The organism is Calditrichia bacterium, from assembly GCA_020634975.1.
In the GTDB taxonomy this organism is placed as follows: Bacteria; Calditrichota; Calditrichia; order RBG-13-44-9; family J075; genus JACKAQ01.
Genome location: JACKAQ010000003.1, coordinates 481,277 through 493,556, shown reverse-complemented (window position 1 = coordinate 493,556; position 12,280 = coordinate 481,277). Strand labels below are relative to the sequence as shown.

Here is a 12,280-nt window from a genome sequence, read left to right as displayed (position 1 = left end):
CCCCTAATTTCAGATAAATCAGGATTCTAAATCATTGTTATCATCGATGGGTGTCGATTGATCTTTTTCAAAATGCACACATGAGTCGCTTAATGCAACGTTAATATTGCGCAATCCGCAGCGATAATAAAAATTTTCTTCGTTCTCGCTGGTTTGGCTGGTGTTGATATATGCCAATCTGTGTTTACAGAACTGGCAGGTTTTTGCCATTTGTATTTTTTCTGTATCTTCAGTTTTTGCTTTTTCTTTCTGGTTCAAAAAGCGCCGCAGAAAATAGATGATCGAATCAAAATTCATTGCGACAGCTTGTAAAACGTTGCGTATGCGTATCAAAACATAAGCCTGGATTACCAACATAACGACCATAATGACCAGCATAAAGTGAACCAGGTTTACATCTATCGAAATTCCCTGCATAATTTAAAACTCCTTAAAAACACAAGATGTTGATAGATCCAAAATGCCTGAAAGACATTTTTTTATACTTATAATTTACCCAAGAATCAATCCCCGCTTGTGTTATAATACTCGAAATTCTTTTTGAAAAGTTTAATGATTTTTTGCTTCTTATTTCAGAAATGGGACAGCAAAGCCGATGCCACCGCGCACAAAAAAACCGGAAAGATCGAACGACGATTCTGACGTTGTATCAACGTTACCGGAGGTTTCGAGTGTGCGTACTTTACCATCCATACGTCCGGGATTTCCAACCAGATAACCGCCCTCCGCCCATAATTTAAAAGCCGGCGCCAGTCGGATTTCTCCGCCAAAATAACCCGAGGCAGATAGGGTTGTTCCGGAAAATTCTCCGGTTGTATTTATTAGAGAGTTATTGTCGGCAATGTAAACCGTTTCTGATGTTGCGCTCACTTGCATTATACCAACGCCGATGCCAAAGTATTTATTAAAACGCCGCCAGGAGCTGTAACTGAAATATTGGTGAAAATTGACTTTCACATCAACCATGGAAATATCCCGGAGGTAGTCAAACTGAATCGGTGTTGGGGATGTGGATTTAAAACGTGTATCAGCATCGTCGTTGTAAAACATCAATTGGATTGTTCCGAAATAATCTTCGCTGAGATGATATTCGATTTCACCGCCAAAAATAACTTTGTTGCCAAATGTTGCAGCGGTCGGAAGTGGCAGACCACTATTATCCCTGAAATCATCAATAGCATCTTCGATTCTCATATTTACATCGGTTAGGCGCGGTAAATAATATGCCGCAATGGGTTTAAAAAAAATTGACTGCGCAGAAACCATCGCCGATAACAACATCAGCCCAAAAAGTATACGGTGTAAAGTCATGCTTATTCTCCGTTTATGGTTGTTCGGATGTGTGGGTAAATTCCGGAAACAAGGATCCGGGATTGAATATTGGCGGCGGATTTTACAGACGGTAAAAGTAGCTGAATATGAATGAAATCGGCAAGAAATTTTTTTTTAATTGAAGTTATTTTATCATTGATTCTGGTTTTTTTTTTCTTATAATACCCACGAATTCAGTAATCAGTTTCACATTTTACTTAAGTTTTTTGATGTTATTTCGAAGGCTATCAATCAATAATTGATATTTAGATATAAGTATTTTTAAGCAGGAGAATATGTATGGAATTTCCAGATCGCATGAACCACAAGGTCGTCAGTCGCGACGAAGCGGTGTTTGAAGAAGTATGCGAAATGCTGGAATTAGATCATGAGCAGGTTGATTACTTGATCTATGAAGATTTTGACGAAGTCGATTACAGCATGTACGACGAATTTGACGATGCAGATCCAACAGAAAATTGGACGCCAGAGCATCGTCTCATTGAAATTTACTTTCTCGACGGCACCCGCGAAGAGATTGAAGTTGAGTTGGATTCCGAAATGGATGAAACACTCAAACGGCTGTTAGGCGATCTTTAAACAGCACTGTTTTTAATCACCCCATTGAACGAAGATATTGCGGTCAAATTAATTTTTTGGCCGCAATTTGTATTCCCCCCATTTTTATCCCGATATTGAATATTATCTTGAATGTACCAAACGGTACACCGTGCGGTACACTTTCCGATGCTAATCATCTATTGCATGATTTCTTGTCGATTGTAAACTACTGTATTTATTTGATTTCGGGAATTCGTGATATTTTGGCATATCATTTGTTCTAGTTGATGTGGGATAGCGAAGGAATTACTAAATGTTTACTTTTATGAAACATCATTTTTTGTTGGGATTGGGTTTGATCTGGCTGATTTGCGTTGGGAGCCTGAGTGCGCAACAACGTGGGCTGGAAAACGAACTGAGCAGATTACAATCGACCATTGAACGAACAGAGGCGTTTGTACGGCTGCTGCCGGCTACGAATATCAATGATACCCGGAACCGGATCGACAATTTGTTGAATGATGCACGAAATAATTATCAGCAAGCTGAGCAGTTGGCATCGCAAAACAAACCTGTTATGGCGCGGCTGCGGATCCGGGAATCGTTTGCAGCACTTCGCCAGATCGAAATGTTGCTGAAGGATAACCCTGTGCTGAAATTCAAATATCAGGAGCAGCTCGATCAAAAAATTCAGGAAGCAGAGGAACTGGTTCAGCAACAGCAAATTGATGAAGCATTGTATTTACTCAATCGTGCGAAGTATTTCCGGCAACGGGCATACAGCCTCTTTCGCGAAGGGCAATCGTTTTCTGCGATCGAATATTACCGGTTGTCGCTGCATTTTGCGGAAGAATCCATCCAATTATATCGCACAACTGACAAACGCAATTCCGGCGAGCGAATTCGCCAATCGTTTCTCGATGCAGAATTGTTGATATCGCAAATTCGCGCAAAACTCGACGGAAACAACAGTGACGAAACCCAAAAACGGTTGCTGCAATCGACAGAAGCGGAATTGACAACCGTAAAACGGCTGTTTGAACAGCGCAATTTCAGCGAAGCACAACAGCGTTTGGCCGGCATAAACCGGGTGCTGTATCGCTTGCTGGAATCGGTTGAGAAAATGCCGCAAACCGACGACGAGCAGTTACAACTCGATTTGCAATCGCTGCGTTATGCTCTCAGCCAGGTTCGCGAAATGTTGCAAAATAACGAATTACCTGCTGCTGAAACTATTTATCAACGGGCATCTGCGTTGGCAGACCGGAGCGAAATGTTGCTTAATCAGGGCAAAACTGTTCAGGCGCGCCGGAACCTGTTTTTTGCCAATCAAATGATTGTCCGGTTGTACCGATTGCTCGAAAATCAGCAGGATAGCCAGCCGGAACAATTGCAACAGCAAGTTGAGCGAACCCGCGAAAATGTGATCACAATGCGCAGCCAGTCCGCAAATTGGGACGAAAACAACGCTTTTGCAGAAATGACAGAACGGAATTTCGCGGTAGCGGAGCAGGCATATGCCGCCGGCGATTACGGAAGGGCAGCGCAATTTTTGAATATCGCGAATAAACTGGTGCTGCATTATAATCGTTTGCAATTGGAACAAACGAATAGCGACATCGCATCGGCTGTTGTTCAGGAGGATTTGCTGCGGTTTCAACAAATGCTCGATCGATTGCAGGATCGCGGTGCGAACGACGCTGTATTTGGGGTTACATTCCAAAATGCCCGTCAATTGTATCAAATGGCGGAAACGGCTTTCCGTCGAAACCGGTTGCTTGTTTGCCGGGAACTCACCCGATTGGGCACCCGAATGTTAACCGAAAATTAGGCTTTAACTAATTATTAACATTAAATTTAACGTATTGCCATAATTTGCCGGGCCCGCAAGTTGTGAGTGATTTTTATAAAACCACAACACCATGGATCAGGAGGATAAAATGAAACGTTTATCGATAATTTTAAGCACAATCGGTTTCCTATTATTAGCAGCGACAGCCTGTGAGGAGGACGGAAACTCCCCGATAGCCTCGCTGGAAAATGATGAAACGACGATCGAAGAATTAGCGGTATCGGATGAAAATGAGTTGCTGTTTGACGCGCTGGTTGACGACGGCAACGAAGATAATATGTACGACGGTTTCAGCACGTTTGATAACAATATGGGCAAAGTGACAGCGCCGATAGACTCTGTTTGGCGATTCGGACGCCGTTTCAATCCACAGCCGCGCCGCGCAATCCGTGATTTCCGACGGATCTCCGAAGATACTGCGTTGGTTGCTGTTCACCGGCTGTTCACCGGGCAATTTGTAATTTTCGAAAAAAACGCCGATAGCACAGGCCGGCAGGCGATGATTCACCGCAAACGATTAAATCACGCTACCCATCGCAACGCCATTTTTGTGAAACGCGAAACGGATACCGGTAGAATGCGCTGGCAGCTCGATGCCGTTTCGTTCGGGCAGGGCGAAAGCCGGCCGGAAACCACCATCGATATTTTGGAAACGCACATTACCAGCGATCGCGGGCTGGATTTACTCATCACCAATCCACTGCAAACATTTTTGAACTCACGTAACGAAATACCGACAGTTGTGCCGGGTGAAACCATAACTGTGCAGATCAAATTGAACAATTTAACGGCAAACCCGGTGGATATGGGCAACGGCGCAACCGAAACAGTGTTGCTGCATTACGGCATCAATTTACGCCATCACGCCCGCGCCCGATTTGAATATACCGGCACAGATCCGGTAAACGGTGCGCAAATTTATGTGGGATCGTGGACGATCAATCAGCGTCCGGGACATGTGTATCATGCGGCGTTCGATGTGATCGACAACGGCACTATTTTCGATGACGACGCAACCGTTTTCCCATACAATTCGATGGTCTGGAGTTTGCCATACCGGGTTGCAGAAATTGATTAACAATTTGTTAATATTGAAGTTGAACAGGTGATAGATTTGCCCTTGTTCTGCCTAAATTTTCAAATGTGAACCACGTTCCCAAATGCAAATTTGGGAACGGTTTTTTCCAAAAATTTGTGGATTTGATGCGGGATAAATTATGCGCGAATGTATAAAATGGATGCTGATGCTGTTGTATTTCGCGATTGGAATACCGGTATTCGCGCAGCAATCCGGCAGCACAAACGATGCGATTGAACACACCATTTATCTCACCAATTTGCTGCAAATCGAAAATTTACAAATGACTGCCGACGATCCCGACAGTTTAATTGCGCAGATGGTATCGGATGCAGAGTCACTTGCGGCAGAACAAAACTGGGACGCTGCGAACACCGTTTTGGAAACAATTATTGATATGTTTGCGATACCGGAATTGTCGCAAGTTTCGGAAAAACAGAATGTTACATCGTTAGAAAATGATGCCGGAAATTATTCGCCAATCGCAGCAAAGCTGCAACCCCGTTTCGAAATCGAAAGCGGCATCGATTATTCCCAACAGGAATTTGAGGTTTCGTTTCTGGAAAACGACAGCGTTTTGACGGATGAATTGCGCAGCCCGTATGTCAGTTTCAACTGGTTCCAGCCGTTTGAATTTGGCGCAGGAAATCTTTCGTTAAGCCAGCGATTCCGGCTGGACGACACATTTTTATCGGTTCAGGCATTTGCCAGTTTTGAGCGGCGAAACGGCAGCAAGTTGTTCCGGCTGGAAACGGATCACAGTTTTTATCATCCCCAAAACGGTTTTGGCAGTGATTTTCTGGATCAACGGTTGCAAATTTTGTTCGGAAAACCGATGGATTTGCGCCGCCGATGGTATGTTTCCGGACGTGCCCGATACAAATGGTTTTCCCAAAATACAGCCACGGATATCCCCGAAAATAATATCATTTCTGCTTCCGGAACGTTCTTTTTCGAACCGGTAATTGCTGCCGGGCAATCGTTCCGACTGAGCTGGTCGCCAGCATTTTACCGCGAATCGGACGGTTACGGGTACAGCCAGAACCGGTTTTCGGGCGGATATCGGTATTTGGCACATTACAACCGCTATCTGGATGCGACGCTGCAACTAACGCAATATAGATTCAAAAACCAGACCGGCGAAACCGATTACGAAAATCGCTATTGGGAATTTCAGCCGGAAATTGAAACAGAATTTGGAACGGGTGAAAAATGGGGCGTTGAAAGCCGGTTGGACGCGCTGTTCCGCCGGAATAAAATTGCCGATAGCGTGATGCCCGATTTCGATAATTTTTCCCTGCGGGTGTTGCCGAAATATTATTTGAGCAATTTTCAGTCATTTGGTGCGGGATTTTTCTGGGAAAAACAGGTGCATTCGGTGGATGATGCAGCCGAAGCTGACTTTGCCAAAGAAGGTGATTATCACTCGAAAGGTGTTACTTTGTCTCTGGAAGTGCTGAATAATCAGGGGCTTATGTTAAGTCTTGTTTATGAATTGAGTTGGCGCGATTATCCGAATGTGGACGCAGAAACATTTTTGGACAGCTATTATTCCGATCGCAGGATTCACTCGCTGATGCTGATCGGTTGGGTGCCGCTCACTTCGTCACTGCAATTGCAAACGTTCGCCAATTACGATAACGATCAGGACCGCAGCGAGCTGCGGAATGACTCCCGCAACACGCTGCTCAATCTGGGATTTCTCTATTCTTTTTAATTATTCGCCTGCTGCATCTGCGGATTTTTTGGTTTTGTTTTTTGTTGTTTTGCGTTTGGCATTTTTTATTTTCAGGAATTTGTCATCGTCGATCAAATGTCTGAAGCGCTTTTCAAAATCATCGATAGAAACACCGCAAGTTGCCGCATATTTCGCAATAGCGTGGGGATCGGCAAAATCTTTTTCATTTAGCCGGATCATGTAGCGGCGTGCCGTTGCAAAAGCTTCGGAGGTGATATCCACCATCCGCATCTTCGCCCGACCGGTTTCTTTGTCCATAATTTCTTCAAACGGGAGAGGGCGGAAGTGCCCGCGTTCGATGCTGACCATCACCCGGTTGCCGCCGTTGAGAATATGCTCTGCCGCACACGAGCCAAGGTTTCGGGTATATTCCATATCGAACGGAATCGGGTCTGCGCAGCGCAATTCGTAGCCGATATTTTTGGACACGACGGTGGTATCCACCCGAAATTCGGACATCAAATATTCAACCTGCTGTTGCAGCACTTCGCCAAAATTGACCCGCCCCAATTTGATGTTTCCGTGCGGATCGCGCTTTACCTGAAAATATTTTTCCAGATCTTCCGGATGCAAATGCTCAACCAGCCCTTCGGCTAAAATGGCGACGCCATCGCGACGGCCGTAGCTCAACCGTTTAATGATCGATCCGGCCAGAATATCGACGATGTGTTGCAATCGAATATAGGGTCCGTTGAATTCTTCCGCGATCAGCGAAATGGTTGCTGCCGCAGCGTTTCCGATGCCCAATGCGAGGTGCCCCGCTTTTCGTCCCATCGAAACCACAAAATACCAGCGAGAGGTTGTGTGAGCGTCCACCATCAGATTCTTGATAATTTCGCAGCCGTGATGCCGCGCGGTTTGATAGCCAAAGGTGGATAAACCATGCGGTAAATCGAGATCGTTATCGATCGTTTTGGGCACATGCACAACTTTAATGCGCCCGTTGGCGATCTCCTCAATTTTTGCGGCTGTGTATGCGGTGCCATCACCGCCAATGGTGATAAGCTTGTCCACATCCAGTCGCAGCAGCGAGGTTACGGTTTGTTCCATTAATTTGGGATCGTAGGTTGGATTATCACGCGCGATGCCGATATACGATCCACCCCGGAAGTGAATCCGGCTGACAGTATCGATATGCAGCGGCCGCACATGCGAAATATCGCCCCGCATGATCCATTTAAAGCCATCCAAAATGCCCAACACGTCAATATCTTCCAGCGATGCTCGAATAGTAGCTGCTGCAATAACGCTGTTTATGCCGGGAGCCGGACCGCCGGCAGCCATAATTGCTAACTTTTTTGGACTAATTTTCATAACCCCTCGTCAACGCTTTTGGTTAATGCTTTACCGGAAAACCGGTTCGTAGTTGTAAATTTTTTCAATAGATGCCACGCGTTTATTTTCGCCAGAACGATGGTGAAAAAAGAATGACAACCGTAAATAACTCCAGGCGACCCATCATCATTAAAAAAGAAAGCAGCCATTTACCGATAGTGGGAATGTGCGCAAAATTATCCGTCGGACCAACGCTGCCCAAACCCGGACCGATGTTGCTCATCGTTGCAACAACCGCGCCATATGCGGATGAAAAATCGAGCCCCAGTTGCGACATTGCGAAAACGCTCAACGTGAAAATGATAATGTATAAATTGAAAAATCCGAAGACATTCATCAGAATATCCCGGTTGATAATCGTTTTGCCTACGCGCACCGGAACCACCGCGTGGGGATGGAGCAGCCGCACTATTTCCGAATAAACGAATTTGGTGAGCACGTAAATGCGAATCATTTTCATGCCACCGGCAGTGGAGCCGGCACAGCCGCCGCCGAACATCAGAAAAAAGAGGATCATTTGCGATGCGAACGGCCACTGTTCGTAATCTGCGGTGCCGTATCCGGTTGTTGTGGAAATGGAAACCACCTGAAAGAGGCTGTCGCGAAAGGTTTTTTCCACGCCCGTATCCAGCGCGATAAAATTATTGATGCAGATGAGCAACGCCGTAAATCCGATGATCGCCATGTAAAACAGGAACTCCGGATTTTTGAAATATACTTTAAAATCGCCGCGCAAAAAACGGTAGTGCAACGCGAAATTGGTGCCTGCCAGCAGCATAAACAGGATGATCACATAATCGATATATGCGCTGCCGTATGCACCCACACTGGCGTTCCGGGTTGAGTAGCCGCCAGTTGCAAGTGTCCCGAATGCGTGGCATAGCGCTTCAAATAAATTCATGCCGCCAAACATGAGCAGCACGGTTTGGGCAGCGGTAAAAACGAGGTAAACACCCCACAAAATTTTGGCAGTTTCTGTTACGCGCGGTGTCAGTTTGTCCGCAACCGGACCGGGAACTTCGGCTTTAAACAGCTGCATGCCGCCAACGCCCAAAAAGGGCAGAATTGCCAGCGACAGCACGATGATGCCCATTCCGCCGATCCAGTGGGTAAGGCTGCGCCACATCAAAACGCCTTCGGGCATGCCTTCAATTTGGGTGAGAATCGTTGCCCCGGTTGTGGTGAATCCGGACATCGTTTCAAAAAATGCATCGGTAAAAGAGGGGATTGTTCCGGAGAAAACAAACGGCAGGCAACCGAAAAAGGAGAGAAAAATCCAGCTGAATGCCACAATCGCAAAGCCTTCTTTCGGGCGGAGATCATCGCGAAATTTGCTCAAGCGGTAAGCCGCAAACCCGACGCCAAAGGTAATACCCGCTGCGCTGAGCAATGACAAATAATCCGTTTGCCCGTAATACAGCGAAAACGGCACGGGAATGAGCATGCTGCCCGAAAGGAACATCATCAACAGACCAAGAATGTAAATGACACTGGAATAATGCATTTGGGAACCGGTTTATTTAAATAATTTTTCGACTTTCGATAATGCGGATGGCGTTGAGAAAATAACTACTTTGTCACCCGGCTCGATTTCCGTATCACCTTTGGGGATGGTCACTTGTTCTCCGTGTAAAATGGCGCCGACAATCGCGTTTCGCGGAAAAGAAATATCCCGCAGCGGTTTGCGGGTAATTTTGGAACCGGACGCCGCAACAAGTTCCACAATATGGGCATCGACACCGGGAATATTTGCAATTGCGGCAATTTGCTGGTGGCGAATAAAGCGCTGCACAGCGTTAACCGTCAGCAACTGCTTGCTGACCACCGCATCCAATCCGATGGTTGGTGTGATGGGCAAATAATCCGTTTTGTTGACGAGCGCAATGGTTCGCGGCACGCGCAGGTGATGCGCCACAAGTGTCGAAATAATGTTGGTTTCGTCGTTCCCGGTAACAGCTATGAATGCGTCCATATCCATCAGTCCTTCCACCGCCAGCAGATCGATATCGGTGCCGTCGCCATGAATAATCAGCGAGCGCGGCAGCAAATCGGCAATCATCACGGATTTTTCCTGATTGCTTTCGATGATTTTTGTGCGAATGTTGCCGGAAAACATTTTTCCCAAAAATTGCCCGATCAGCCCGCCGCCGAGAATCATCACATCCTGAATTTTGGTGTTCGATTTGCCAATCATGTCCAGAAATTTGGCGGTGTGGTTTGGATCGCTCACCACAAAAATCTGGTCACCGGGAATCAACACGTCGTCGCCTTTCGGAACGATGGTTTGCTCCTTCCGGTTGATGGCCACAATCCGCAAATTCAGTTGGCTGAAATTTTGACCCAGATTTTTGAGCGGCACCCGCAACGCCGGGGAGTTGGATTCCATCCGGATGCCCAAAACCTGAATTTTGCCCTCTTCAAATTCGATGACATCTGTGCAATTGGATTGCCGGATCAACCGGCTGATGGCGTTTGCGGTTTCCTTTTCAGGATGCACCATCAGGTCTACGCCCAAATCTTTCAGCGAAAGGGGGAAATCCTGCAGATCGAATTCCGGATTTCGCACCCGGGCAATGGTTGTTGCGACACCCATTTTTTTGGCGATCTGACAGCTGAGCAGGTTCACTTCATCCCGGTTTGTCATCGCAGCGACCACATCGCAGGACTGAACATTAGCTTCCCGAAGGGTGGAAATACTGGTTCCGCTGCCTTCGATGACAAACGCATCGAGTTGTTCGCTGGCGCGTTTCACGCGGTTGGGATCATTTTCGATTAGAATGATATCATGTTCGACAGAAAGGCGTTTGGCGAGTTGAAACCCAATATCACCCGCACCTATTATCAATATTTTCATAGTCTTATAATGGATAATAATTTGTTAAAAATTATATGAAAAAAACATTCGATTTTTTGTTTTGTCAGCGTTTCGCATCGATAATTTGGTGTTTGCGAACCGGAAAATCTGGGGATTTCTGAATTTGCAGGAATCCCAGATTTGTTATCACAAAGTGATAATTCGCTACCCAAATACCGTTGGCTTATCTCAAGTTATATAAAAATTTAATATCGGCACATATTACAAAAGGTAAATGACTCATCAAATTAAATAGATTCAGAAGTCAAAAACCGGTTAGGATTATGCCAGTATTTTTCGAAAAACAGGTAGCGCAAACGCCACATCTTCGTCGGTTATGTGCAGATGCATTACCGCGCGAATCCGGGTTGGACCAAACTGGAACATCAGCACACCGTTCACCTGCAACTGGCGAACCAGATCCGCAGCATCAATTTTTTTAGGGTCAACTTCGAAAATGACAATATTGGTTTCCACAGTTTCCGGCGGCACATGAATGCCGGACATTTGGTGTAGCGCTTCTGCAAATGCCTTTGCCCGCCGGTGATCTTCCGCCAGTTTTGGCAACTGATGCTCGATGGCGTGCAGCGCCGCCGCTGCCAAAATACCGCCCTGACGAATACCGCCGCCGTAGGCTTTCCGGTACAAATGCGCCCGCTGGATGAACGCTTTATCACCCGCAACAATTGAACCGACCGGCGCACCTAAACCTTTGGAAAAACAAAGGGATACGGAATCCGTATATTGGCAATATTCTTTCAGCGAAATGCCAGTAGCAACGGTTGCGTTCCACAGCCGTGCGCCATCCAGGTGCACCGGTAACTGCTGCGATTGCGCAAATTCGTAAATGCACCTCATTTCGTCGAGGGGATAAATATTCCCGCCGCCGCGATTGTGGGTATTTTCCAAACAAATTAATCCGGTTTGGGGGTAGTGATCATCTTCCGGACGGATGGCTGCTTCAATCATGGTTTTGTTCAGCAGCCCGTTTTTGCCGTCCAAAGCGTTTAGCTGTACTCCGGCGAGCATTGCCGCGCTGCCGCATTCATAATTGAAGATGTGACAATTTTTATCACAGATCACTTCCTGTCCCGGACGGGTTTGGGCGTTCAGGCTAACCTGATTGCCCTGTGTGCCGCTGGTTACAAACAACGCGGCTTCTTTGCCGGTCATTTCGGCAATTTTATCCTGCAATTTGTTGATGGTCGGATCTTCGCCAAACACATCGTCGCCCACTTCTGCGGTCATCATCGCTTCGCGCATGGCCGGCGTTGGACGGGTTAAGGTATCGCTGCGTAAATCTACGGTTCTCATTATTTTCCCGAGCTTTCTGCCTCATTTATTTCGGCGTGCAAAGTTATCACGCCTATCCCAACAAATCAAGCACCGGTGCGGATTTCCTGACTTTTTCACCAAATATGAAACTTGCACTAAATTAAATAATTGATTTGCCGATTTGTGAACTGAATCCGCTTTACAAACCCAAATTGTTTGGAAATTGAGAAAATAGAGAATCGGCTCTGCCATTTGAGTGAAAAATTATCAGGGAAC

At 46.2% G+C, this 12,280-nt stretch carries 10 protein-coding genes; 4 read left to right on the top strand and 6 right to left on the bottom strand.

Going from position 1 to position 12,280, the window contains the following annotated elements; all coding sequences use genetic code 11:
* Positions 1 to 18: 18 nt before the first annotated feature.
* Entirely contained in the window at positions 19 to 417 is a 399-nt protein-coding gene (locus H6629_19705) for a hypothetical protein (protein ID MCB9070005.1), read from the bottom strand.
* Between the two features lie 150 nt (positions 418 to 567).
* Positions 568 to 1,311, bottom strand: coding sequence for a hypothetical protein (locus H6629_19700; protein ID MCB9070004.1), 744 nt, complete (start codon positions 1,309 to 1,311; stop codon positions 568 to 570).
* A gap of 300 nt (positions 1,312 to 1,611) precedes the next feature.
* On the opposite strand from H6629_19700, the gene H6629_19695 reads away from it, so the two are divergent.
* From H6629_19695 to H6629_19680, 4 genes are all read left to right on the top strand, one after another.
* Positions 1,612 to 1,911 carry a hypothetical protein gene (locus tag H6629_19695; GenBank protein ID MCB9070003.1) on the top strand — a complete coding sequence of 100 codons (300 nt, stop codon included), beginning with the start codon at positions 1,612 to 1,614 and terminating at the stop codon, positions 1,909 to 1,911.
* Between the two features lie 274 nt (positions 1,912 to 2,185).
* A complete protein-coding gene (locus H6629_19690) occupies positions 2,186 to 3,703 on the top strand; it encodes a hypothetical protein (protein MCB9070002.1) in 1,518 nt (505 codons plus the stop codon).
* Between the two features lie 109 nt (positions 3,704 to 3,812).
* Positions 3,813 to 4,802, top strand: coding sequence for a hypothetical protein (locus H6629_19685; GenBank protein MCB9070001.1), 990 nt, complete (start codon positions 3,813 to 3,815; stop codon positions 4,800 to 4,802).
* Between the two features lie 139 nt (positions 4,803 to 4,941).
* Entirely contained in the window at positions 4,942 to 6,519 is a 1,578-nt protein-coding gene (locus H6629_19680) for a hypothetical protein (GenBank protein MCB9070000.1), read from the top strand.
* Here H6629_19680 and H6629_19675 read toward each other — a convergent pair whose 3' ends face one another.
* From H6629_19675 to H6629_19660, 4 genes are all read right to left on the bottom strand, one after another.
* Complete coding sequence (locus H6629_19675) at positions 6,520 to 7,854, bottom strand: 6-phosphofructokinase (protein ID MCB9069999.1); 1,335 nt, start codon at positions 7,852 to 7,854, stop codon at positions 6,520 to 6,522.
* An 82-nt stretch (positions 7,855 to 7,936) separates the two neighbouring features.
* Positions 7,937 to 9,379 carry a TrkH family potassium uptake protein gene (locus tag H6629_19670; GenBank protein MCB9069998.1) on the bottom strand — a complete coding sequence of 481 codons (1,443 nt, stop codon included), beginning with the start codon at positions 9,377 to 9,379 and terminating at the stop codon, positions 7,937 to 7,939.
* Between the two features lie 12 nt (positions 9,380 to 9,391).
* Complete coding sequence (gene trkA / locus H6629_19665) at positions 9,392 to 10,729, bottom strand: Trk system potassium transporter TrkA (GenBank protein ID MCB9069997.1); 1,338 nt, start codon at positions 10,727 to 10,729, stop codon at positions 9,392 to 9,394.
* 282 nt (positions 10,730 to 11,011) lie between these two features.
* Positions 11,012 to 12,043 (bottom strand): aminotransferase class I/II-fold pyridoxal phosphate-dependent enzyme, encoded by a 1,032-nt coding sequence (locus H6629_19660; GenBank protein ID MCB9069996.1) that lies wholly within the window; start codon positions 12,041 to 12,043, stop codon positions 11,012 to 11,014.
* Between the last annotated feature and the right edge of the window lie 237 nt (positions 12,044 to 12,280).

Bases quoted from the DNA above. Each gene is read 5' to 3' on its own strand.
- H6629_19680 (MCB9070000.1), top strand. From the start codon at position 4,942: ATGCGCGAATGTATAAAATGGATGCTGATGCTGTTGTATTTCGCGATT.
- H6629_19690 (MCB9070002.1), top strand. From the start codon at position 2,186: ATGTTTACTTTTATGAAACATCATTTTTTGTTGGGATTGGGTTTGATC.
- H6629_19675 (MCB9069999.1), bottom strand. From the start codon at position 7,854: ATGAAAATTAGTCCAAAAAAGTTAGCAATTATGGCTGCCGGCGGTCCG.
- H6629_19670 (MCB9069998.1), bottom strand. From the start codon at position 9,379: ATGCATTATTCCAGTGTCATTTACATTCTTGGTCTGTTGATGATGTTC.
- H6629_19695 (MCB9070003.1), top strand. From the start codon at position 1,612: ATGGAATTTCCAGATCGCATGAACCACAAGGTCGTCAGTCGCGACGAA.
- trkA (MCB9069997.1), bottom strand. From the start codon at position 10,729: ATGAAAATATTGATAATAGGTGCGGGTGATATTGGGTTTCAACTCGCC.
- H6629_19700 (MCB9070004.1), bottom strand. From the start codon at position 1,311: ATGACTTTACACCGTATACTTTTTGGGCTGATGTTGTTATCGGCGATG.
- H6629_19660 (MCB9069996.1), bottom strand. From the start codon at position 12,043: ATGAGAACCGTAGATTTACGCAGCGATACCTTAACCCGTCCAACGCCG.
- H6629_19685 (MCB9070001.1), top strand. From the start codon at position 3,813: ATGAAACGTTTATCGATAATTTTAAGCACAATCGGTTTCCTATTATTA.
- H6629_19705 (MCB9070005.1), bottom strand. From the start codon at position 417: ATGCAGGGAATTTCGATAGATGTAAACCTGGTTCACTTTATGCTGGTC.